Here is a 22,617-nt window from a genome sequence, read left to right as displayed (position 1 = left end):
CGCAGGAATGAAGAAAATGAAGACGAAAGAAACAAAACAGTTCATCCGCTGGTGCATTCTTGGCGCGATCGGATGTGGATTGATGGCTGCCGGGGACTGGCTGCTGGGGTGCGTTCCGCTTCAGAAAACCGACACCGGCCTTTTCAACAGAGCCTGTTATCTGTCTGGCTCTTATGGGCTGTGGAGGCCCGTGCTTACCGTTGGACTGGGAGCGATTGGGGGCTTTCTCTATTACTTTGTGGTAAAAGCACTGAATGCGGACATCGACGAAAAATATAGAAAGACCAGAACCATCCAGTTTCTGTGCGGGATATTCACCGTTGCGATCGCTCTGACCATCCATACATGGGTGGCCACCATGGCATGGTTTACCACCTATCTGGGGCCGCGTATCAGAGCGGAGGCCGCGCTTGCGGCGGTTACGGCCTATCAGGACGATATGCTCCCCGCGATCCTCCCCATGTATGTTCCGATGCTATTGGTTTTTGGTATCCATTTTGTGATGCTGCTTGCCGGAAAAACGCGCTATCCAAGGTGGATGCTTGCTTTCCATCCGGTCACATGGAACCTTCTGCTGGCTGCAGTACCGGATATTGCGCAGGCAATGCAGATGCCGGTGGCTACATGGATGTCCGTGATGAGCCAGAGCAGCACGAACAGTGCTATCATGATCTGGTGCATCGCGGCTGCGGTTTATGAGAGAAGTCACACTCAATTAAAAAGGAGTCTTGAATATGAAGCCTGACTACAAAAACTGAATTCCCAAGGGAATGCTGGTTTCGCTTATCGCGGGAACGGTGCTGTCCCTTGCGCTGCTGCTCGTTTTCGGCGTATTCGGCATCGGTGTGAGCGGAAAGCTGCGCGTCGCGCTGGGAGTGGTGTTCGGCATTGCCTTTGTCGTTTGTGCAAAGTACACCCAGCGGTGCGCTGACCATTGCCTGCGCAAAGCGCAATCCCCAGGGGAAAATGGTCGGCATTGACCGCTGGGGCAAGGAATATGCCTCCTTCAGCCTGCCGCTGTGCGAAAAAAACGCCGCTGCGGAGGGCGTGAAAAACGTTTCGTTCCGGCGTGGAAACGCCGTGAAGCTGGATTTCCCCGACGAGAGCTTCGACGCAGTGACCAGCAACTATGTCTATCACAATATCACGGGGAAGGACAAGCAGGCGCTTCTGCTGGAAACGCTGCGCGTGCTGAAAAAGGGCGGAACGTTTGCCATCCATGACCTGATGTCGCCTCGCAGATACGGCGATATGCAGGAGTTTGTCCAAAAGCTCAGGGATATGGGCTATGAGCGCGTAGAGCTGATCGACACGACCGACGGCAGCTTTATGACGCCGAAGGAAGCCGGACGCCTGATGCTTTGCGGCTCAACATTGCTGGTGGGAAGAAAGTAATCGGCGCGGCATCATGGAAAGCTGATCTCCGCACAGTTTGACAGCTACCGCCGGAGCATGGCGGAATGTACCGACCGCAAGACTGCCGGGCTATATATGGACGCGACGATGGTCTATCACTTCGGCGGCTAGGCTACGTTTCTTAAGCCTGTAAATAAATCACGGGAGGAAAAGTGATATGAAATACAACGGCTTTTATTTCTGGATGTTCAAAAGCCCGATGAAAAAGGTTCTGGCAGAGAAGTACGGCAGGGAATATGCCGCCGACATTATGAAAAAGAGCAAAAAGGTCTATCGTGAGCTTGTCGAGAAAGCAGACGACATCGGTGACGATAACCCTATGGCATACAACGAGTTGTTCGCCCTTGCCTTCGTTGCGCCCTATGTGGCAAGCGAAAAGAAAATTCCGCCAACGGTCGTGCAGGAAATGATGCGCCGCTCACTCTATCATATCAAGTGGTATTTTGCAAAGACCGACTTGAATACCGACAAGGGCAAGGCGGAGAACAAAAAGAGCGTTGTCAAATACGCCAAATGGTACACGCCCGAAAAGGAAGCGAAATACCCGACCTCCTTCAAGGTGGATTTTGTCGGGCAGCCGTATGAGGGTGCCTGTTACTACCGCATTACCCGCTGCCCGATTTGCATTTACACGGAGAAACTCAGTGTTTCCGAACTCATGCCGTTGTTCTGCGAACTTGATGAAGTGATGATCACGCTTCAGCACGGCGTGCTGCACAGAAAACAGACGCTGGCGAATGGCGGAGAGTATTGCGACTACTTTATTACCGGAAACAGAGAATAAACGGAGAAGCTCGTATCGGTCAATAGCTGATACGAGCTTCTTTTCATATGTGCGCCTAGCGGCGCACGTTTCTAACGGGTTAAAGTCCCGAATCCTCCCGGTAGTGGGAAGGATATAGCCGAAAGCAAGGGTGTCCATCGTGAGATGGAATCTGAAGGAAGCTGGATGTGAGGAACATACTAACTCATGGGCAAATCTCTGGTCTGACGGACAGAAACCTTATATGAGGTTATGCATGAGGGTAAGGTTGCATATCAAATCGAAGCCCAATAACTACACGGAATCATGCATGATAAATGAGGCAGACGGATGGAGAGGAAGAAACGTGTGGTACCTAGGGAGGTCTGTGCGGTACGCCTTGAAAGAGGTAACCATTGCATAAAGCAATGCTGAACGCACAGAAGTCAGCAGAGGTCATAGTAGCCGAGAGGTGAAGGACCGAATCAGTAGGAGTCTTGAGTATGAACGAGAAAGGAGGAATGACCGTCTATGGCAGAAAACATTGAAAACAATGGCTGTTTGCAAAGAGATAATGCGGAACATGAAGGGTATGTGAAAGCGTCTAGGTCATTCAATCGGATATGGAAAGAAAGAGACAGTGCACAGCCGAGACTTTTGGAAGCGATACTGTATAAAGACAACTTTAACAGAGCGTATAAGAGAGTTAAGGCAAACAAGGGAGCGCCAGGAATTGATGGCATGACCATTGAGGAGGCTCTTCCATATCTAAAGGAACATCAACAAGAGTTTATAGCTTTTACTTTTTTCTCCGGTTGGCATACTGGTGGCAAGTCCATTTTCATGGCAGATACGATTACTGATTCTGCAGAGTTTATGGTAACTCCGCTTATTGGAAACATACTTGTGATGATCAACAAAGCTTGCGGCGTTAAAGATGATATGATTGTGAATATGATTTTTGTCAACGTGGGTGCTGATCACGAAGCTTTGAATTGGGTGATCCAAGTTATTGTGATAATAGCCTTGATTCCTATACAACATTTGGAATTTCCTATGACAAAATCTCTGATAACTGGATATATGATGGGAAAATTATTCATATTCTCTATGATGCAGACCCCAACATCAACTGTGATAACAATGCAAGTGATGGTATCAACCTCAAAGATGACTTCCTTTGCATACATAAAAACCGCTGTACAGGTCTCCCCATACAGCGGCAGACTGTTTATTTCCCGAACAAGTCGCTGTGTGTGCCGGTGCGAGCCAGCGTCAGCACCAGAACATCATCCTCAATGCGGTAGACAAGCAACCAGTCCGGAAGAATATGACATTCCCGATGACCTGCCCAATCGCCTGACAGGTCATGGTCACGGTTCTTATCCGGCAACTGTTCGCCCATCGCCAGCAATGTCACGACCTGCTCCAGCAGCTCGATCTTCAAGCCACGCTTTATGGCTCGTTTATAGTCTTTTTTGAAACATGTGGTGTACTTGACGGTATATTTTGTTTCTTTCATCTTTTTAGATCAGCAAACAACTCGTCAAGGTCATTGTAGCCCTTTACAGACGGGTCTTTTGCAATCCTTTCCGCTTCCAGCATGGCAGCAACCGTTTCTTTGTTCGGCTGTTCTAGCCTTACCTCAAAGGGAATGCCGCCTTCACGAAGCGACTGGCGCACAAAGATGTTAAATGCCGTAGTCAGGTTCATGCCAAGTTCAGTAAACAGTGCGTCCGCCTGCGCTTTCAAATCTGCGTCCATGCGGATACTGATGTTTGTAGTATTTCCAGCCATACGATCAGCTCCTTTCTGCTGGCAATTATAGTATATGTCATTTGCACGAAGAAAACAATACTTTGCACGAATATTTAATGTTAAATTCATTTAAAGAGGAGTTGAAGATGAATTTTATAAAGAAAAAAGGGTGCTGGGTGTCAAAGAAACAGAATTATCTAATGCAAGGGATTGTATTTGCTTCCAGATTGTATTGCCGTATCAGTACCACGCTGGAGATATTTTGCGAAATTTTCTTTTATCGATACTGCTTGCCATCATGAGCGTGGCATATATTTCGAAAGCTTGTTAAGAAACGAGTAAAGCTTGTATGGAAGCTATTTGGAATACAAACTGTATCCAAGGAATCATAAAATTTCTGGAATAAATAGAGATTATTCTGGAAGTGATATGTGTTAAAATTGCATTCTTATTTCTACAAAAAAGAAATTGCTTCAAAATTTGAAATATTATAAAATAAAATTTGCAGAAAGAGTACAAAAAGTGAGTTCCCTTTTGGAAATTCCTTTTCGTACTCTTTTTCTATTAAAAAGTTTATTTTTTTCCAAAATCCTATTGAAACTAAAAGAACCAACTTGCTACACTCGCAGTAGAAACCAGAGGATAATCAAAAAATGGAGGGTTACCAATGAAAGAAAAACAGTTACAGCAAAAGAAAAGAAGAATCTTATGGGGATGGATCCTGGCAGTATTGTTACTTAGCATCAGTATGGGAACCGTCAATGTTCAGGCGGCAAAGCTAAAACTTAACAAAACAAAAGTTACCGTATATAAAGGTTGTACGGAAACATTAAAAGTAACTGGCAGCAAAAAGAAAGTAAAATGGAGTAGTTCCAAAAAGGCGGTCGCGTCTGTTTCTTCTTCTGGGAAGATAAAAGGGAAAAAGAAAGGAACGACAGTGATTTATGCAAAGGTTGGAAAACAAACTTTGAAATGCAAAGTTACAGTGAAGGAACCAAGTAATGCTCAGAGATTAAATCTAGCGAAAAAGGAAGCAAGGAAAATTGTAAAGAAATATGTAATTTCCAATCTGAATACGAAAGAACGTGCCTTTGTTCTATTTCAGTATCTGACTGAGCATTGTTGCTGGCAACTTAATCAGTCTACAGAAGCTTATAAAAAGAATTACGGAAATGAAGCTTATGCGGCATTAATTTTGAAAAAGGCGGCCTGTTCCGGCTATGCAAGGGCATACAAATTACTCTGTGAGGCAGCAGGTATTCCGGTAAGACATGTGAATGCAGGAAGCTGGACGCATCAGTGGAATGAAATAAAGGCAAATGGAAAATGGATTAAGGTGGATGCTTATGGGGGAACCTTCGCAGATACAACCGGAATTCGGAAATCACTTCTGAAAGAAAATAAAAATAAGGAGCAGCTGGTGTTTAAATTTGTGATGGAAGAAGAGGAATAAAAGATTCGGACATCAAAAAATAGACAGGATACAATTCTACAGAAGTGAAGAAATCTGGAAATGAAACCGACGCGTGTTAAATAATGAAGGAGAATGCAATTTACGACCAAAATGCGACTTTATTGCAACCTCTATAACATTGACTTCCGATTCCATCCATTATAGAATGGTATTTGTAAAAAGAAGGCACAATTAGCAGCTTGTTACGCACAGGCTGCTATTTTTGTGCCTTTTTAATCGTATTACTAATAGGAGGGTTTACATGGATAACACAAAAAGAGCACTTGCAGAGGAAGCCACAGAAAAAGAAATACCCCGGGCCGCTTACGAAGGGGTGCTTACCATTGATGTGGATGCACAGGTGGAAAGCATGGAAGAGCAGGAAGATGCCAGATGGCACCAACTGTTAAATGCACATCGTACCAGAAAGGTTCTGACCGGGCAGCTTGGCGGCATTGAAAAGCTGGAAAGCGGTTGGATGGTTGCGGTTACCTATTACAACGGTTTCCGTATCATCATCCCCATGAATGAAATGATGATTAACTTAAGCGGGGATGGTCGGGAAAACGCAGATACCTTAAACCGCCAGGTCCGGATTGCCAACAACATGCTTGGCTGTGACATTGATTTTATCATCAAGGATCTGGATGCCAAAAGCCGCAGCGTGGTGGCTTCCAGAAAAGATGCCATGCTCCGGAAAAGACAAACATTCTACTTTGGGGAAACAGGGGAAAAGCCTCTTTTGTATCCGGGCAGGATCGTGGAGGCAAGAGTCATTGCGGTTGCACCAAAGGCAGTCCGCCTGGAAGTGTTTGGCGTGGAAGTTTCCGTCCGCGCAAGGGATATGGCCTGGGAATGGATGGGGGATGCCGGAGAAAAATTCCAGGTGGGAGATCTGGTCCTTGTTATGGTAAACAAGGTGGAAGCGGATTCGGTAGACCAGATTCGCGTGGAAGTGGATGCCAAAAGCCCGACGGCCAATACCAACAAGGACAATTTGCGGAAATGCCACCGTCAGGGCAAGTATACAGGTATCATTACAGAAGTTTATAAAGGAACCTATTTTTTTTATGCGCCTGGATATCGGAGTTAATGCAGTGGCACATAGTTGCAACATGACCACCCTTCCATCCAAAGGAGACAAGATCGGGCTGGTGGTGACGCGTATCAATGACAATTATGAGGTGGCAGAGGGAATTATTACACGACTAATCAAACGCTGTGTCTGAAAAAGTTTAAAAAAGTAATGAAATCCTATTGACACAGAAAAAGCGATTTTTCTACAATCGGCTCAAACAGGAAAGGAGCTGGTGCAACATGAGAAAAAAGAAAAAACAGGACAACAGACTGTATTGTCCTTATTGTGGACGGCAGGCAGTACTCCGCCCTGCAATGTACGTGTATGGGGAGAGGAACCTGGATCCGGAAAATTATCTGTATGTCTGTGGCGGGTATCCAGCATGTGATTCCTACATAGGAGTTCACAAAAAGAGCCTGAGTCCTATGGGAACCTTGGCAGATGGGAATCTTCGCCACAAGCGGATCGAAGCACACCGGGCGTTAAACGAAGTGATAAACGCAGGGGTTATGACCAAACATGGGCTTTATATCTGGCTGCAGAACCGGCTCTGCCTTTCAGAAACAGAAATGCATATCGGAAAATTTTCTTATTTTCGATGTGAAGAAACCATTCGGGAATGCAAAAAACTTATGGAACAAAACAAAATAAAAATCGAAACGGTTTCCTATGAGGAAAATAAGTTTGCTGCATGAAAGAAAGGAGGTATCAGGTGCGTTTGCAGGCAAAAGAAGATGAAGTTTACCATTTAATGGATCTAAAAGAGTGGTTTTCAGTTCTGATTGGACTTGGCAGCTTTTTGGAGGGAATCGCGCTTTATTTTTTCATCTTTCGAATAAGGGCCTGGGATCTTGCCTATTTGTGTGTGGCACTGGCTCTTAGTATCATATTTCTTTTGCAGCAGACTGCCGGCATCAGCAGACGAATCATGGAATCGGAATACTGTTATATGGAACTGGAACCAGATAGCCTTGCCGTCTGCCAGCCGGAGAAAAATGGAAGATATGAGTCCTGCCGTATTTTTTATCCGGAAATAGACAAGATCGTGGAAGGGAGCCGTCGTGGAATCCCGGAGTTTTATGTTGTGTTAAGAGAAACGGATCAGGAACGGGAGAGCTTTTTTCTATTGGATGATGAAGAGCAAAAGCGAAATATCTTCTGTGTCCGATCTTTTGGGTTTGACCATGAGGATTTTATCCATTTTTACCGAAAGCTCCGGTGGAATGTTCCTGGCAGGGTGCGGATTATCGGAACCAAAAACCAGGAGGTCAGGAACCTTCGAAAGCCAAATACGGGAATGTGTCTGCTGGCAGCCCTTTTTCTTGGCTATGTGGTTCCAAAACTTCTGGAAGTGATGAAGCTGTTTTAAGGAGGAACTTTAAATGATTTTTTATACAGCAGTGGGAAACCGGGTGGAAGAAGACTCCGGAAGGTTTGTGTGGTACGGGTTGGGGAGCAGGAAAAGGTACTCTCTGAGATGGAGACCATGATTTGGGCCGCCCTTACCTGGTCGGTATGCGAAGAGGCAAATGTACACTCCCAGATGTACCGGCTTTTATGTATTGCCCTTGGAAAAGAAAAGGCGATGGAATGGGCGGATGAAGAGGATTTTCGTTTTTGCTTAAACCGTCTGGTACGGCGCGGCTTGGTAGCCAGATGCGAGGGAGAGACAAAAGAAGAAGCACTGTTTTTCCTTTTTCAAAGGGCAGTACTGAAGCCAATCTGTTATTCTTTTTCTGACCGGATGCGAAACTTTACCGACAGCCTGGCCATGGGAAAAGGAATAAAGTTTGCCCTTCGTGCATTTCAAAAGCCTACATTTTCTTATGAAGAACACAAGGTCTTTACCCAGATCGTGAAAAATGGAACCATTTCCGATCATTTATGCAGCCTACAAAAAGAAACTCAAAAGGTTCCGGTAGCAGAAAAACAAAAAGAGGAGATTTTAGAACAGGTCAGCCAGGAGTATTTACGCATTTTAGTTTCCCTGTACAAAAAGAAACAGCTTGTGATTAGCTGTATCAGAGAGGAAGGCGGACTTGAAGCAAAAGAAAGGATGGCAGCAGTTGTATGAGAACCTGGAAAAAATCCAGATCGGGTATGAAAGGATTCCTGGCTTTTTCAGAAACGGATTGTGAACACTGTTTTGATCTGCCTGGTTATTTTATATTGCGGATGTACATTTGGAATGGCGGAAAAATCCACCGGGTTTGTACTATGGACCATTTATCTGGTGCTATGTGGATTTGGATATGCCGGATATGTCTTTTACCTGGCAGCAACAGGTGCCTATGAAATCGTGGAACTGGAAAAGATCGAGATGACACGCCAGCTGGATAAGGTGTACCGGCTTGATCATGCAGTAACCAAAACCCAGAAAGTGATCTTAAGTGCTTTTGACATGGATTGGAATTATGTGAAATACCGTGCAGAAAATATCAGCAGAATCTTGAAGGGAGTACAGTGATGGCAAGAAACATGAACAAGGAAACACTTGAACAGAAAATAGCAAAAACAGAGAGGGCAATCAGCCGGAACCGTGAACAGAATGACCGCCTGACAGCGGAACTGGAAGACCTGCATAAAAAGAAAAAAGCGATTTTGAATGAAGAAATTTTAAAAGCTATTGCAGGAAGCGAAAAAAGCTATGAGGAGATCCTCAGTTTTATACAAGGAAAAACGGATACCGACAGTAGAGAGGAAGAATGACATGGAAAAACAGGAGCAGGAAGAAAGGAAACACATAGAAGCTCTGGACAGAAAAATAGAAAGACTTCAGGAAAAAGTAATTAAAAAACATAAGGAATATAGTGTTCTTGCTGAGGAGCTTTCCACACTGCTGGATGAACGACACCCGGAACGGAAAATCGAGAGGGCAAAACAGGCGTTGTATGATGTATACGTGGAAAGTGAGCGTTCATTGGATGAAATCATTGACTTGATTCGGAATGCCGATGAATGGATATAGGCTGGATTTAGTTGTAAAATTTCTGGAAGTTCACAATTTATTAAAAGGCTGTTTGAAAATAAAGAAATCCAATTTGACTAAGGGATATCTTTATAAGAAGCAGCCTTTTTATATTTTATAGGTTATTATGTAGTTTGAGACATTTTCGTGACGTTACGAAAATGATAAACTAGCTGAAAAAAATTATCATTAATTTCTAAGATGGTGAAAAATTTTTTATATATGTTGTGTCTTTTTTCTATACTGTAAAGGTGTCAGCCCATATTTTTTCTTAAAAACATTCTGAAAATAAGACTGGCTGGAAAAACAAAGATAGTTCGAAATCTCAGTCAGGCTTTTATCACTATAAGTCAACAGTCCCTTGGCATCTTCCAGCTTACAGCGGACAATGTATGCCCCTATATTAATTCCAAGTTCTTCTTTAAAATGCTTCATGGTGTAGGAACTGCTGCGATGAATCTGTTTTGCGATATCTTCAATACTTAGATTTTCGTTGGTGTGGCAGCGGATGTAGCTCATACAGTTGTATATTTCAGAGGAAATTCCTTCTGGAATATGAGTATTAGCTGTATGGTGGCAGAAATCCTGTATCATGGAATACTGGAGGGATTTTACATCACTGATCGTCTGCAGTCGTTCGCATTCCTGAATATATAGATCCATAAGCTGATAGGTCTTTTCGATATCCAGACCGCCTGGAATGGCACCAAGCATTCCCACTTTTGTTGTTGTCGCGATAAATAGATTTTTGGCATGGCGCAAAGGCGTGTTGGCCATTTTTCCCTCTATGGATTGAAACTTGTTTGTGTTCAAAAAATGATCTAGTTTGACAGGGTTTCCTTCTTTTACTGCTTGATATAATTCCTGCTCAAAATAGTAGGAGTCGTGTAAATTATTATTCTCGATATTATTGGCAATTTCGTTGACGTTCTGTTCTTCACGTTTTCTCACGTGCTCATTGTCCTGTTGAAAAAGATCCTGGACACTTATTTCTTTTTGATTCAGACATAGGTGAATTAATGCGAGATGTCTGGAAAATTGCTGGTAAGTAATTCGCGGGATAGTACAGAGAAATTCTGCGACTGCCTCTTGGTATTCCAATGCAATGGCATTTTCATGCATATAAGTTCTGATAATTTCAGAAGTAACCGGAACACTAAAAGCTGGTCCGAGAACAATTGCGTAATCGGTTCCAAGGATATGGACAACTCCATATTCAATATCTGGTGAATATCGGTAAAAATTAGGGGTGTCATCAATCGGTGCCATTTCCCAATAACGCGCAGCCTTTACGGAACATACTTCACCAATAGAAGAATAAATGGCTTCGTTCTTTTTCATAAGACTGACTGGAATATGGGTAACAGAAAAATACATTTTGCAAAAAGATACATAATTCATATGAAAGCATCTCCTCAAGTTTTTCTAAATCTATATTTGACAGTATTTTTGGGGGCTTGTTAATGTTAAAAATCTGAAATTATATGTTGAATTTTACAATATAAAACCTTAAATTACAATACAGAAAAAACTAAGAATGATAAAGTTGAGGTATAAAAAGTTACTGATCCCTGGTAGCTATAAAAGTATTAGATACAAAAAGGAGAAGAAAACATGAGAAAAGAAAAACGCGGTCTGGGAGTTGACCGAAATGGTGTGCAGAAAATGATGCGCAAACGTGATTATCTTGCAGATATGTCAGGGCAGTTTGGCATGAATCTGGTAGCCAATCTGATTGGCCAGCTTACTTATTTCTATACGGATAAGGTGGGTTTGGCTGTTGGCGGCATTGGTATTGTAATGCTGATCGCAAAGATTGTAGATGCAGTGACGGATCTGTGGTTTGGAAATATAATCGATCACTCCAAAGGTGGAAATAGAAAATACTATCGTTGGATTTTAAGAATGATGGTTCCATATTCCATTCTGGCAGCATTACTGTTCTGCGTACCAATTAAGGCAGGACAGATTCCTGCACTGATATATGCATGTGTGACAAACATTCTTTTGTCAGCAGTATGCGGAACCCTGATGGGAACTCCAATGTCTGCTGTTATGGTTGTCAGAACAAACAGCCAGAGCGAACGTGAAAGTATGGGTGTATGCAGGGCTGTTGGTGCATATGGCTCTGGAATGGTAATCGCGATTCTTACAATTCCGATTACAAATGCCCTGGGCGGCAATCAGAATGCATGGATAAAATATGGTTTTATTATGGCGCTTCTGGTTCTGTTAATGCTTTCTATCTGTTATATGAACGGTCGCAAAGCGAAACTTGTAGATGAAGTTAGTGAAAATGATAGTCAGGATGAGGAAGAAGCAATTCCGTTAAAGAAATCTATTCCAATGTTGTTTAAAAATAAATATTGGGTTATTTTAATACTTTTTAATCTGATCACACAGATCACAAATTCAATTGCTGCTACATCTGGTACTTATTACTGTAAATGGATTTTCGGAAATGATAATCTGGTAGCACTTGCTGGAGCCCTGGGATTTTTTGCCACTCTTGTTGGTTTTGTCGTGTCGAAACCGATTATTGCAAAACTGGGAGTTCGTAAAACAATTGATTTCGGTGTACTGGGAGCTGCATTTACTGCTTTAATTCGTTGTATTATCCCGACTAATTTTAAGGTATATATTGCAGTCAGTGTAATCGGAAGCTTTGTTCAGATTCCGCTGATGTGTCTGTACGGAGTTCTTCTGGCTATGGTTATCGATTACAACGAATATACATACTACAACAAAATGGTAGGTGTTTCATCAGGTGCAATTGGAATTGGAACCAAGATCGGTTCCGGTGTAGGTTCTGTAATCCTTACAGCTTGTCTGGCATTGGGCGCTTACAATCCGGATCTGGAAGTGGCAACTACTTCTATGAGATATGCAATTTATGCATTTTCAAACTATCTTCCACTGATTATCAATCTTGGATTATTTGTATTGTTCCGGTTCTTTGATCTGGAAGAAAAGCTTCCGGCGATTCATGAAGAACTGGCGAGAAGACGCAGCCAGAAAAGCACTGAGCAGTAAAACAGCAGTTACTGTTCACTGGTAACAAACACCAATTAGCATAGCATCAGTCGTAAAGTATAAATCCATAATTTACAATTAGAATCTGGAGTGTTGGGCATGAAAAAAATTTACGCAGCAGTTTCGCCGGATGTAAGCCGACGCGAAATCGAAAACAGAAACAGAAGTCGCCTGATTGCAGCAGAAGGAATGGTTTTGCTGGAGAATAACGGTATTCTGCCGCTCAAGTTAAAAGAAGCAAAAATCGCTTTGTTTGGAAATGGTGCCAGACATACCGTCTCAGGTGGAACTGGCTCAGGAGAAGTGAATGCAAGAGAAGTCAGTTCTGTAGAACAAGGGCTGGAGCACGCAGGTGCTGTCATTACCACGAAAGCGTGGCTGGACAGATACGATGCTGCGGCAGTGCAGAAGAAAGAAGCTTATAAGGAAAAAATGCAGCAAAAATATGCCGATTCTCCGGAACTGGCATTCTGGGCGATGTTTGCCCATCGGAACCCTTTGACGATTCCTACAGAAGAAAATGATTTTTCCAAGGCAGACCAGGATATTGCAATTTATGTACTTGCAAGAAATTCCGGTGAAGGTGCAGACAGAAGAAATGAGCCTGGTGACTATCAGCTGCATCAGGAAGAGAAAGAGTTTTTGACTACTCTGTGCAGCCATTACAGTCACGTTATTGTTGTACTGAACATTGGCGGCGTGATTGATACTTCCTTTTTCCATGAGCTGTCCAATATTTCAGCTGTTGTTCTGATGGGACAGGCTGGCAGCTCAGGGGGAGATGCACTTGCAGATGTTTTGAGTGGAAAAGTAAATCCCTGTGGACATCTGGCAGCGACCTGGGCAAAAGAATATGAAGATTATCCCAATGCAGATACATTTGGATATAGGAACGGAAACCGGGATGATGAATATTATACAGAAGGAATTTATGTGGGGTACCGTTGGTTTGATTCTTTTGGAAAAGTTCCGGCATATCCATTTGGATATGGAAAATCTTATACTACATTTTTGGTTGAAACAAAGGATATTTTACTTAAAAATTCTGAAATCGTATTAAATGTACAGGTTACGAATGCAGGAAAAGAATATTCTGGAAGGGAAGTAGTGCAGATTTATATATCAGAACCGGATGGACGGCTGGAAAAGCCTTATCAGGAACTGGCAGCTTATGCAAAAACAAAATGCCTACAGCCTGGTGAGAGTGAGAATATGACGATTTCCTTTCCGGTAAGCCGGATGGCTTCTTATGATGAGAAACAGGAAGCGTGGATCTGGGAGAAAGGCAGCTATATTATCCGTGTAGGAGAACATTCCAGAGCAACAAAGGTGACCGGAGTTATTCACCTGGAAAAAGAATGTATCTATCAGAAACTGGAAAAATTATTGCCGCTGGATTGTGAAATGGAATGCATCCATGGGGATAAAACGCTGTTTTATTCATATCCGGAAGAAGAAAAAGAAATCAAGAATGCTCCAGATTTGTTTGTAGAAAGTTTTCTGACAAAAAAGAAAAATGACAATTGTCTGGAAAAACAAATAAAAAAATCAGAACAGGTTCCTGACAAGAAAACGGAAATTCAAGCATCTCAAATCTACAGAATGGAAGATGTGCTCTCTGGAAAATGCAGTCTGTACGATCTGGTACAGCAGTTAACAAAAGAAGAACTGACTGCATTATGTGTTGGAACAGCAAGAGGCGGTGAAGAAGAAACTTCGACAATAGGGGCGGCAAGCAGAGCCTGCCCTGGAGCTGCAGGAGAAACGACTTCAAGTCTTATTAAAAGCAGAAATATACATAATATTATTCTGGCTGACGGACCTGCTGGTTTGCGGTTGTCACCAATCTTTACAGTGGATGACGGTCAGAATGTGACTTGGCAGAAACCAGCCCTTGGAAATGATTTTATGGATATTTTTATGAAACAGGATAATCGGCCTTTGAAAGAGAAGGAAGTTACTTATTATCAGTATTGCACTGGAATTCCTACAGCAACTTTGCTGGCACAGACCTGGGATAAAGAGGCTCTTTACGAAGCAGGAGATATTGTCGGTTCCGAAATGAAAGAATTTGGAATCATGCTTTGGCTGGCACCGGGAATGAATATCCAGAGAAATCCTTTGTGTGGAAGAAACTTCGAATATTATTCTGAAGATCCGCTTATTTCCGGTATTTGTGCAGCTGCTGAGACCCAAGGCGTTCAGTCTCACCCTGGAGCTGGTACTACAATTAAACATTTCGCATGTAACAATCTGGAAGATAACAGGGCATACAATAATAGTCACGTGACAGAACGCACTCTGCGTGAAATTTACTTGAAAGGATTTGAAATCGCAATCAGAAAAGCACAGCCGTTGGCCTTGATGTCATCTTACAATATGTTGAATGGAATTCATACTGCGAATTCGGTAGATCTTTTAACAAAAGCTGCACGTCAGGAGTGGGGCTTTGAAGGGCTGATTATGACTGACTGGGGTACTACCGCAGAGCCCAAACCGGATCTGGAAGGCAGAATGCCTTTATATGGACCTTCCAACGCGGCAGCCTGCATCAAGGCAGGAAATGACCTGCTTATGCCGGGAAGCAAAGAGGACGTAGAGGAAATACTTGCATCTGTTGATGCAGAAGAGGGAACTGTAAAATATCCGATTACACTGGAAGAATTACGTGGATGTGCAGAAAGAATTTTACGGATCATAGCAAAAAGCAATACCTACACTGAGGAGTCATAATGATAAAAGCAACGGATTTGAAAATTGAATACTTAACAGGTAATCCAACTATAGATATTGTTTCACCAAAATTGTTATGGAAAGTACAAGAAGCAAAGACACAGACGGCCTATCAGGTAAAAGCCAGTGTGGATGGTCAGGAGATATATGACACTGGAAAAGTCAGATCTTCTGTAATGGATCATAAATATCAAGGAAAATTAAAAAGCCGCAGTCAGGTGACCTGGAAAGTCCGTTTATGGGATGAAAAGGATATCTGTGGAGAATGGAGCGAAAAAAGCAGCTTTGAAATAGGACTTCTGGATGAAAAAGACTGGGTGGCAGAATGGATTGATCCGGAACTTTTTCATGAACCAGAGGAAAGACAGCCTGCCAGTTATCTGAAAAAAGAATTTCTGGTAGAGAATTCCGGAAATGCCAGACTCTATATAACTGCCCATGGTATTTATAATGCGTATATAAATGGGAAAAAAGCCAGTGATTTTATTCTTGCCCCTGGTACAAGTCAGTATAATGCCAGACTTCAATATCAGACATACGATGTGAGTGGGCTTTTAAACGTCGGAAAAAATGAAATTCTTGTTACAGTTGGAGATGGCTGGTGGCGAGGCGATACTGGATACGGTGGAGTACGAAATAGCTTTGGGATAGATCTGGCAATTCTGTGTCAGCTGGAAATTGATAGAAAAACAGTTCTGATAAGTGATAAAAGCTGGAGTGCATCCCAGGAGGGACCGCTTGGGTTAAATGATCTGATGCAGGGCGAGTGTTATGATGCAAGAAAAGAAAACATCTGTGAATGGCATCCGGTAACAGAAAAACAATTCGGCTATGAAAACCTGGTTTGTTCCAATAGCTTTGATGTAGTTGAAAAAGAAAACTATACAGGCAAGCAGATTCATACACCTAATGGAGAGGTTGTTATTGATTTTGGTCAGAACATAGCTGGTTACGTGAAGTTTGGATTTTATGCACAGGCAGGACAGTGCATTACGCTTTATCATGGAGAGTGTCTGGATCAGAATGGCAATTTTACGCAGGAAAATTTCCAGGCACCAGAGCACCGGGTAGAGCAATGTGTAAAATACATTTGTAAAGAAGGCTGGAATGAGTATAAGCCGGAAAAATCCATATTTGGTTTCCGCTATATTAAGGCTATAACAGATGTAAAAGTGACAGAAAAGAATTTTACCGCAATTGCTGTTTATTCAGATATGCCACAGACAGGAAAATTTGAATGTGGACATCCGGGAATCAATCAGCTGTTTTCAAATGCAGTGTGGAGCATGAAAGGGAATTTCCTTGAAATTCCTACTGATTGTCCTACAAGGGAGAGAACCGGCTTCACAGGCGATGCCCAGGTATTTGTAAACACAGGAATGTACCTGATGGAATGCTATCCGGTATATCGGAAATTTTTAAGTGAATTAAGGGAAGTACAACTGGAAGGTGGTTGTATCAGCCAGACAGCTCCGGCATCACAGGGACATTTGTTTGACGGTGCGGCTGGATGGAGTGATGCCATAGATCTGATTCCATGGAGAATGTATCTTCGTTACAATAATCCAGAAATACTTGCAGAAAATTATGAAAAAGTAAAGGAATGGTTGGCTTATTGTCTGGAACGTGCAAAAAAGGACAATCCTGGAAGAAAAAAAGGGAAAAACGAAAAGTATAGTTCTTATCTGCTGGATACAGGCTGGCATTGGGGAGAATGGATCGAACCGGACTGGAACGGATTTATAAACACAGAAGATCCAGGTGGAACTTACCTGAGAGATATTTATGAACATGGTGCACCGGAAGTCTGCACTTCACATTTATCTTACGGCTGCTATATCGCCTCAGAAATGGCAAAAGCTCTTGGATACCAGAAAGAAGCAGAATTCTATAGTGAAATGAGAAAGTTTACCAAACTGGCCTACCGGGAAGTTTGTATGGAAAATGGACATATGAAGCAGAAAAGACAGTGCGATTATGTTCACGCGATCATGTTTGACATGCTTTCAGAGGAAGAAAAAAAGATTGCCTGTGATGAGCTGAATGAAATGATCGTGAAAAACGGATTTCATCTGAATACCGGATTTTTAAGCACATATGAACTGCTTCATGTGCTGACTGATTATGGTCATGGAGATACGGCATGGAAGCTTATGCTTCAGGACACATATCCGGGGTGGCTGTATCAGCTGAAGTATGATGCAACTACAGTCTGGGAAAACTGGAAAGGTATGGAAGCAGGAAGAGAACCGAAAGATTCCATGAATCACTATTCTTTCGGAACTTTTGCCGGCTGGCTGATGGATCGTGTTGCCGGAATACGGGTGGAAAAAGGAAAAATCAGGATTCAGCCCTATCCTGACAGGCAGATTGGATATGTGAAAGCATCTTACGATTCACCTTTTGGAAAAATTAAATCTTCCTGGGAGTATGAGGGAGAAAACTGCAGAATAAAAGTAGAAATCCCGGCGAATGCCCATGCAGAAATTTTACTGCCAGATGGCAGCTGTCATGAAGCAGACTACGGTAAATATGAATATGTGATAATGGAGAACAAGCATGAGTAAAGAATACTTAAACGCATCACTGGCACCTGAGAAAAGAGCTAAGGCACTGCTGGAAGAAATGAGTCTGGAAGAAAAAGCAGCACAGCTGACCGGTGTTTTTCCTTTTGACGAAGAATATAAAGATTTTGACGGAATTTCAAAAAGAGTACCGCATGGTATTGGAGAAGTAAGCACATTGGAAATGCGGCGGATGGAGACATTGGAAGAAGTTGCGGCGTGGCAGAAAAAAGTCCAGGAAATTGTAATGGAAAACAGTGAACATCACATTCCTGCAATTTTTCACATGGAAGGCTTATGCGGCCCATTTATTCAGGATTCCACCAGCTTTCCGGCAGGTATCGGACGTGGTGCCGGATTTGATCCGGAAGTGGAAGAAAAGATCGCAGAAATTGTAAGCCGGCAGGAAGCTGCCTGCGGAATTACCCACATATTAGCGCCTGTTCTGGATATCTCCAGAGATTCCCGTATGGGACGCCAGGGAGAAACCTATGGGGAAGATCCGGCCCTTGCTTCTGCAATGGGAGCTGCATATACAAAAGGAATACAGAAAAAGGAAACAGCAGGAAGAAAAACAGAAAGTGTTGCCAAACATTTTCTGGCTTTCCATAATTCCAATGGAGGAATCCACGGAGCTGTCAGTGATACACCGCCAAGACTTCTGGAAGAAATTTATGGAAAACCATTTCAGGCTGCAATCCAGGAGTCTGACCTTCTGGGAATCATGCCTTGTTACTGCACTGTGAATGGGGAACCGGTATCTGCATCTTATGGACTTCTGACAAAGCTTCTTAGAGATGAAATGGGATTTCAGGGACTTTGCATCAGTGACTATGGTGCAGTTGGTAATACCCATGGCTCCCAGCATGTTGGAGAGACGCTGGAAGATGCCGGACTGCTTTGCCTGAAAGCCGGAATGGATATGGAACTTCCGAATCCAAGTGGATTTGGAGAGAAGTTTCTGGAAAAGTTCCGGACTGGAAAAGCCGATATCAGTGCACTTAACCGGGCTGTATTGCGTGTGCTGACTGCAAAGTTCCGTATGGGCTTATTTGAACATCCGTTTTCTTTGCAGGGAGAGGAGTTAAAAGGTGTATTTTCCCAGAAGACAGACAGAGAAGTATCCCTGCAGTCCGCGAAAGAATCGCTGGTCCTTCTGAAGAATAACGGAGTATTGCCAATTGGCTCCGACGTAAAAAAAATAGCAGTAATCGGTCCTCATGCAGACTGTGCAAGAAAGTTTTTTGGTGGATATACCCATATGTGCATGATGGAATCCACTTATGCCATAGCGAATTCCATTGCAGGAGTCAGTGGGGTAAAAGTTGCAAAACCAGAGGAAATCAAAACAGTTCCAGGAACGAATATCCAGTCAGATGAAACAGAGGAGTTTGATCAGATCCTGAGAAGGCAGAAGCCGGATTGCAGAAGCCTTTTAGAAGAACTGCGGGAAAAGCTGCCAGATGTAGAGGTAAGCTATTCTTATGGTTATTATATTGCAGGAGAAGATGAATCCCATTTTGAGGAAGCCTTGGAAAAGATAAAAGAGGCAGATCTGGTAATCCTTACATTAGGAGGCAAACACGGAACCTGCTCCATGTCTTCTATGGGAGAAGGTGTAGATGGAAGCAATATTAATCTGCCAAAAGGACAGGACGAATTTATAAAACGTGCAGCTGCATTTGGCAAGCCAATGGTCGGAGTACATTTTGACGGAAGACCGATCTCAAGTGATATTGCGGATAAGTATCTGGATGGAATCCTGGAGGCATGGAGCCCGGCAGAAACCGGAGCAGAGGCTGTTGTAAGCGTATTGCTTGGAGAATATAACCCAGGAGGTAAAATGCCTGTTACAACTGCTTATCATGCAGGACAGATTCCTGTTTATTACAATCATCAGTACAATTCCTGCTGGGATCAGGTTGGAAGCATCGGATTTGCCAATTATGTGGATTTGCCACACACACCAAGATATTGTTTCGGCCACGGACTTTCCTATACACAGTTTTCCTATTCCGACCTGAAACTTTCCCAAAAGGAAATTGGCCCTTTTGAAACAATTGAGATCAGAGTGGATGTAGAGAACGTGGGCAGCAGGGTCGGCGATGAAGTGGTACAGCTGTATTTGAGAGATCTTTATGCAAGTATGGCAAGACCGGTAAAAGAATTGGCAGGATTTAAGCGAATCACTTTAGAGCCAGGAGAAAAGCAGACAGTTATATTCGAAGTAAAGGCTAGTCAGATGGCATTTTTGGACATGAATATGCAGTGGAAAGTGGAAAAAGGAACATTTCTTGTGGAAGTGGGAAGTTCATCCCAGGATATTCGCTTGAAAGATGAGTATAAGGTTACAGAAGACGGCTGGTTGGAAGGAACAGACAGGGGATTCTATGCAAAAGCTTACAAGGAGGCAGACAGAACATGAGACAACACTTAAGAATACATAAAGCAGAACCTAATAAGGGAATTCTGGATTACTCTCACCTTTTAGACGCACCTGCCGGAAAACACGGATTTGTGGAGACAAGAAACGGACATCTGTATTTCGAAGATGGAAAAAGAGCCCGTTTTCTTGGCTTTAATGTGGCAGCACGTTCCAATACGCCTGATCATGAAACTGCGAAAAAAATGGCAGAGCGTTTTGCAAGCATGGGAGTAAACCTGATTCGTCTTCATGCAGCAGATGCGCCTGTAGGTGAGCAACCTGGAAGCTGGAGCAGCTGTGTAAATAACCCACTTCTGGATTATGCAGACGGAAACAGCAGGAAATTCAATCCAGAAGGGCTGGACCGTTTTGATTACTTTATTGCGAAATTAAAAGAAAAAGGAATTTATCTGCATGTTGACCTGATTGTTGCAAGAGAATTTCAGCCAGGTGACGAAATGGATTATCCAGGGGGAGCACCGTCCTGTATTAAACGTTATGCCATTTATAATGCGCGCATGATAGAGCTGCAGAAGGAATATGCAAAAGAGCTGCTTTGTCATGTAAATCCCTATACAGGACTCTCACTTGCAGATGATCCGGCTGTTGTGACAGTTCAGATCAACAACGAGGATTCTGCAATCAAATGGGCCATGGGAGCTGATGCCGATGAGCAGATGAAGCCATACAGGGATGAAGTGCAGTCTCGTTTCAACCATTTTCTGTTAATGAAATATCATACAAGAAAAAGACTTGCAGAAGCATGGACTTGTGAAGGCTGCTGTGCGCTAGGAGAAGAGGAAGATCCGGCAGCAGGAACGGTACGTGGTATTGCAGGCGGTTTTTATCAGCCGGTTAACGATCCTAATGGTTCTTGGGATACAGAAGAAAGTCCGGCCAGATATGCAGATTTTATGGAGTTTGGTATTTATATGAACCGGAAATTTTACCGGGATATGAAGGATTATCTTATTTCTTTGGGAGTTAAGGTTCCGATCGTTACAAGTAATCTGATCGCAGGGGCGGCTGATGTGTATGGACATACAGATGGAGATCTGATGGAAAACAACAGCTATTTCAATCATCCGCTTTTATTGCCTGATATGAACAATACTTATATGGTAAATGGACCGGTAGAATATGTATCCACCAATCCTCTGACCTGGCAGAGAGGCGTTGGTTCCATGGCAACTACCCTGTTGAGTCTGGCATCTGTAGCAATCGTAAAAGGAAAGCCTTTTATGTTAAGCGAATGGAACGAATATGGTGAGCATATGTTCCATTCCACTGCACTTGTTCAGACAGTTGCCTATGCATGCCTGAATGACTGGGATGGATTGATTCTTTACAATCATCATACCTCAGAGAACTGGGATGATCAGCCGGCAGATGAAATCCGGAATATCTTTGATGTGTATAATGACCCGGCGGTGATCTGTCAGTGGGGATTTATGGCATCGATGTTTCTGAAAGGTCTGGTATCTGAGGCTAAGCATTGTGTTGATATTGTGTATACCCAGAATGATCTGAAAACACTGCCTGAGTTTCATGCTATGCCGACTATGTTTTTCCCATATATAACAGGAATGCGCAACGTATTTCTGGATTCTGGTGACACCTACCAGGGAAATGGAGATATTGCAGTAAATGCAGGATTTTTAAACGGAGCCAGATTATCTGAGGCAAAACACAGTGTTTATTATGCGTGGTCAAAGTACCGGGATATTGGAAGAAGATATGAAGATAAAAACCGGCTGGAAAGAGCTGCTAAGGGAACAAAGCTGATTGAGCAGGGCGTTCATCTTGGGGAGCAGGCGCTTGTGTTTAATGATATTGCAAAGATTGCAGGAGAGGGAGATTACAGAAATTTTGCGCGCATCATGGATCAGGCGATGAAGGAGTGGGATGTAATTCCAAAGGAAACTGGCTATGTTGATGGAAAATTAATATCTGAGACCGGGGAAATTATATTTGATCCGGAAAATGCCTGCTATGCGGTTCAGACTCCTTATTGTGGATATTACAGCGGGGCACCGAAAGAATTGATTTCGTTATCTGATATGGTAAAGGTAAAAGCAGAAAACAAACGGATCACGTTGGCTTTTATCGCAAAAGAAGAAAACAATCTTGATCAGGCGCAGGAATATATTCTTACTGCAATGGGAGAGACTGGGATGGATGAAACCGGATACTATCCTGGACAGAAAATACCCGGAATGCCATATGAATTTACAGCTGTAGAATTTAAAGGAAAGCTGTTTGCAGAAACACTGGAAGGCTGTATTTATGTACAGGCAAAAGAAGCCAAGCTTGAGGTACTAAGTCCGGTTGGAGAAGTAATCGCACAGCTTGAAGGAATAGAGGAAAATGGGGAGATACAGTTTGCGGTAAATGGCACGATTCCAGGAATTCAGTATCATCTCACTGTAAAAAGATAAGAAATACGA

Annotated in this window: 21 protein-coding genes; 17 read left to right on the top strand and 4 right to left on the bottom strand. The window is 43.0% G+C overall.

Annotated elements, in window-relative coordinates; all coding sequences use genetic code 11:
* Nucleotides 1-7 precede the first annotated feature (7 nt).
* The 3 genes from ACESTK_RS12810 (at nucleotide 8) to ACESTK_RS12800 (ending at nucleotide 2,200) form a co-directional block, all read left to right on the top strand.
* Nucleotides 8-745 (top strand): DUF6796 family protein, encoded by a 738-nt coding sequence (locus tag ACESTK_RS12810; protein WP_226837912.1) that lies wholly within the window; start codon nucleotides 8-10, stop codon nucleotides 743-745.
* Between the two features lie 143 nt (nucleotides 746-888).
* The gene (locus ACESTK_RS12805; RefSeq protein WP_187566315.1) at nucleotides 889-1,395 is read left to right on the top strand and encodes a class I SAM-dependent methyltransferase; all 507 of its coding nucleotides are present in this window, start codon (nucleotides 889-891) and stop codon (nucleotides 1,393-1,395) included.
* Nucleotides 1,396-1,573: 178 nt separating this feature from the next.
* Nucleotides 1,574-2,200, top strand: coding sequence for an L-2-amino-thiazoline-4-carboxylic acid hydrolase (locus ACESTK_RS12800; RefSeq protein ID WP_117854249.1), 627 nt, complete (start codon nucleotides 1,574-1,576; stop codon nucleotides 2,198-2,200).
* Nucleotides 2,201-2,926: 726 nt separating this feature from the next.
* Here the strand turns inward: ACESTK_RS12800 and ACESTK_RS12795 are convergent.
* From ACESTK_RS12795 to ACESTK_RS12785, 3 genes are all read right to left on the bottom strand, one after another.
* Nucleotides 2,927-3,202 (bottom strand): relaxase/mobilization nuclease domain-containing protein, encoded by a 276-nt coding sequence (locus ACESTK_RS12795; protein WP_330385710.1) that lies wholly within the window; start codon nucleotides 3,200-3,202, stop codon nucleotides 2,927-2,929.
* A gap of 187 nt (nucleotides 3,203-3,389) precedes the next feature.
* Entirely contained in the window at nucleotides 3,390-3,680 is a 291-nt protein-coding gene (locus ACESTK_RS12790; RefSeq protein WP_117854248.1) for a type II toxin-antitoxin system YafQ family toxin, read from the bottom strand.
* Nucleotides 3,677-3,955: a type II toxin-antitoxin system RelB/DinJ family antitoxin gene (locus ACESTK_RS12785; RefSeq protein WP_005924829.1), complete on the bottom strand. Its 279-nt coding sequence runs from the start codon at nucleotides 3,953-3,955 to the stop codon at nucleotides 3,677-3,679. Before ACESTK_RS12785 ends, ACESTK_RS12790 begins: the two co-directional genes overlap by 4 nt.
* A 628-nt stretch (nucleotides 3,956-4,583) precedes the next feature.
* On the opposite strand from ACESTK_RS12785, the gene ACESTK_RS12780 reads away from it, so the two are divergent.
* The 9 genes from ACESTK_RS12780 to ACESTK_RS12740 all read left to right on the top strand — a co-directional run bounded on the left by ACESTK_RS12780 (nucleotide 4,584) and on the right by ACESTK_RS12740 (nucleotide 9,415).
* Nucleotides 4,584-5,369 (top strand): transglutaminase-like domain-containing protein, encoded by a 786-nt coding sequence (locus tag ACESTK_RS12780; RefSeq protein WP_117854247.1) that lies wholly within the window; start codon nucleotides 4,584-4,586, stop codon nucleotides 5,367-5,369.
* Between the two features lie 262 nt (nucleotides 5,370-5,631).
* Entirely contained in the window at nucleotides 5,632-6,462 is an 831-nt protein-coding gene (locus tag ACESTK_RS12775; RefSeq protein WP_306797082.1) for a S1 RNA-binding domain-containing protein, read from the top strand.
* A 4-nt stretch (nucleotides 6,463-6,466) separates the two neighbouring features.
* On the top strand, nucleotides 6,467-6,598 hold the full coding sequence (locus tag ACESTK_RS12770; RefSeq protein WP_301331857.1) for a hypothetical protein: 132 nt from the start codon (nucleotides 6,467-6,469) through the stop codon (nucleotides 6,596-6,598).
* An 88-nt stretch (nucleotides 6,599-6,686) separates the two neighbouring features.
* On the top strand, nucleotides 6,687-7,142 hold the full coding sequence (locus tag ACESTK_RS12765) for a zinc-finger-containing protein (RefSeq protein ID WP_117854246.1): 456 nt from the start codon (nucleotides 6,687-6,689) through the stop codon (nucleotides 7,140-7,142).
* Nucleotides 7,139-7,816 (top strand): hypothetical protein, encoded by a 678-nt coding sequence (locus ACESTK_RS12760; RefSeq protein ID WP_207748641.1) that lies wholly within the window; start codon nucleotides 7,139-7,141, stop codon nucleotides 7,814-7,816. The genes ACESTK_RS12765 and ACESTK_RS12760 overlap by 4 nt, the downstream gene beginning before the upstream one ends.
* 69 nt (nucleotides 7,817-7,885) lie before the next feature.
* On the top strand, nucleotides 7,886-8,521 hold the full coding sequence (locus ACESTK_RS12755; RefSeq protein WP_195991761.1) for a hypothetical protein: 636 nt from the start codon (nucleotides 7,886-7,888) through the stop codon (nucleotides 8,519-8,521).
* A 114-nt stretch (nucleotides 8,522-8,635) separates the two neighbouring features.
* Nucleotides 8,636-8,914 carry a hypothetical protein gene (locus ACESTK_RS12750; RefSeq protein ID WP_117854243.1) on the top strand — a complete coding sequence of 93 codons (279 nt, stop codon included), beginning with the start codon at nucleotides 8,636-8,638 and terminating at the stop codon, nucleotides 8,912-8,914.
* A complete protein-coding gene (locus ACESTK_RS12745; RefSeq protein WP_373119913.1) occupies nucleotides 8,914-9,156 on the top strand; it encodes a hypothetical protein in 243 nt (80 codons plus the stop codon). Before ACESTK_RS12750 ends, ACESTK_RS12745 begins: the two co-directional genes overlap by 1 nt.
* Nucleotide 9,157: 1 nt before the next feature.
* Complete coding sequence (locus ACESTK_RS12740) at nucleotides 9,158-9,415, top strand: hypothetical protein (RefSeq protein WP_117854241.1); 258 nt, start codon at nucleotides 9,158-9,160, stop codon at nucleotides 9,413-9,415.
* Between the two features lie 216 nt (nucleotides 9,416-9,631).
* Here the strand turns inward: ACESTK_RS12740 and ACESTK_RS12735 are convergent, their stop codons facing one another.
* Nucleotides 9,632-10,816: a helix-turn-helix domain-containing protein gene (locus ACESTK_RS12735; RefSeq protein ID WP_195991759.1), complete on the bottom strand. Its 1,185-nt coding sequence runs from the start codon at nucleotides 10,814-10,816 to the stop codon at nucleotides 9,632-9,634.
* Between the two features lie 213 nt (nucleotides 10,817-11,029).
* Between ACESTK_RS12735 and ACESTK_RS12730 the strand changes: the two genes are divergently transcribed.
* The 5 genes from ACESTK_RS12730 (at nucleotide 11,030) to ACESTK_RS12710 (ending at nucleotide 22,608) form a co-directional block, all read left to right on the top strand.
* Nucleotides 11,030-12,448: an MFS transporter gene (locus ACESTK_RS12730; protein ID WP_226838046.1), complete on the top strand. Its 1,419-nt coding sequence runs from the start codon at nucleotides 11,030-11,032 to the stop codon at nucleotides 12,446-12,448.
* A 99-nt stretch (nucleotides 12,449-12,547) separates the two neighbouring features.
* Nucleotides 12,548-15,181: a glycoside hydrolase family 3 C-terminal domain-containing protein gene (locus tag ACESTK_RS12725; protein ID WP_117854239.1), complete on the top strand. Its 2,634-nt coding sequence runs from the start codon at nucleotides 12,548-12,550 to the stop codon at nucleotides 15,179-15,181.
* On the top strand, nucleotides 15,181-17,748 hold the full coding sequence (locus ACESTK_RS12720; protein ID WP_226838044.1) for a family 78 glycoside hydrolase catalytic domain: 2,568 nt from the start codon (nucleotides 15,181-15,183) through the stop codon (nucleotides 17,746-17,748). The genes ACESTK_RS12725 and ACESTK_RS12720 overlap by 1 nt, the downstream gene beginning before the upstream one ends.
* Complete coding sequence (locus ACESTK_RS12715) at nucleotides 17,741-20,170, top strand: glycoside hydrolase family 3 N-terminal domain-containing protein (RefSeq protein WP_373119909.1); 2,430 nt, start codon at nucleotides 17,741-17,743, stop codon at nucleotides 20,168-20,170. Before ACESTK_RS12720 ends, ACESTK_RS12715 begins: the two co-directional genes overlap by 8 nt.
* Nucleotides 20,167-22,608, top strand: coding sequence for a hypothetical protein (locus ACESTK_RS12710; RefSeq protein WP_117854236.1), 2,442 nt, complete (start codon nucleotides 20,167-20,169; stop codon nucleotides 22,606-22,608). The genes ACESTK_RS12715 and ACESTK_RS12710 overlap by 4 nt, the downstream gene beginning before the upstream one ends.
* The last annotated feature ends 9 nt before the right edge of the window (nucleotides 22,609-22,617 follow it).

It is taken from the genome of Ruminococcus sp. Marseille-P328 (genome assembly GCF_964249465.1).
Lineage (GTDB): Bacteria > Bacillota > Clostridia > Lachnospirales > Lachnospiraceae > Blautia_A > Blautia_A faecis.
This window is presented reverse-complemented; position numbering and strand designations above follow the sequence as displayed.

Coding starts and splice junctions, on each gene's coding strand:
- ACESTK_RS12810 (WP_226837912.1), top strand. CDS start 8: ATGAAGAAAATGAAGACGAAAGAAACAAAACAGTTCATCCGCTGGTGC.
- ACESTK_RS12800 (WP_117854249.1), top strand. CDS start 1,574: ATGAAATACAACGGCTTTTATTTCTGGATGTTCAAAAGCCCGATGAAA.
- ACESTK_RS12795 (WP_330385710.1), bottom strand. CDS start 3,202: ATGTTGTATAGGAATCAAGGCTATTATCACAATAACTTGGATCACCCA.
- ACESTK_RS12790 (WP_117854248.1), bottom strand. CDS start 3,680: ATGAAAGAAACAAAATATACCGTCAAGTACACCACATGTTTCAAAAAA.
- ACESTK_RS12785 (WP_005924829.1), bottom strand. CDS start 3,955: ATGGCTGGAAATACTACAAACATCAGTATCCGCATGGACGCAGATTTG.
- ACESTK_RS12780 (WP_117854247.1), top strand. CDS start 4,584: ATGAAAGAAAAACAGTTACAGCAAAAGAAAAGAAGAATCTTATGGGGA.
- ACESTK_RS12775 (WP_306797082.1), top strand. CDS start 5,632: ATGGATAACACAAAAAGAGCACTTGCAGAGGAAGCCACAGAAAAAGAA.
- ACESTK_RS12765 (WP_117854246.1), top strand. CDS start 6,687: ATGAGAAAAAAGAAAAAACAGGACAACAGACTGTATTGTCCTTATTGT.
- ACESTK_RS12760 (WP_207748641.1), top strand. CDS start 7,139: ATGAAAGAAAGGAGGTATCAGGTGCGTTTGCAGGCAAAAGAAGATGAA.
- ACESTK_RS12750 (WP_117854243.1), top strand. CDS start 8,636: ATGGCGGAAAAATCCACCGGGTTTGTACTATGGACCATTTATCTGGTG.
- ACESTK_RS12745 (WP_373119913.1), top strand. CDS start 8,914: ATGGCAAGAAACATGAACAAGGAAACACTTGAACAGAAAATAGCAAAA.
- ACESTK_RS12740 (WP_117854241.1), top strand. CDS start 9,158: ATGGAAAAACAGGAGCAGGAAGAAAGGAAACACATAGAAGCTCTGGAC.
- ACESTK_RS12735 (WP_195991759.1), bottom strand. CDS start 10,816: ATGAATTATGTATCTTTTTGCAAAATGTATTTTTCTGTTACCCATATT.
- ACESTK_RS12730 (WP_226838046.1), top strand. CDS start 11,030: ATGAGAAAAGAAAAACGCGGTCTGGGAGTTGACCGAAATGGTGTGCAG.
- ACESTK_RS12725 (WP_117854239.1), top strand. CDS start 12,548: ATGAAAAAAATTTACGCAGCAGTTTCGCCGGATGTAAGCCGACGCGAA.
- ACESTK_RS12720 (WP_226838044.1), top strand. CDS start 15,181: ATGATAAAAGCAACGGATTTGAAAATTGAATACTTAACAGGTAATCCA.
- ACESTK_RS12715 (WP_373119909.1), top strand. CDS start 17,741: ATGAGTAAAGAATACTTAAACGCATCACTGGCACCTGAGAAAAGAGCT.
- ACESTK_RS12710 (WP_117854236.1), top strand. CDS start 20,167: ATGAGACAACACTTAAGAATACATAAAGCAGAACCTAATAAGGGAATT.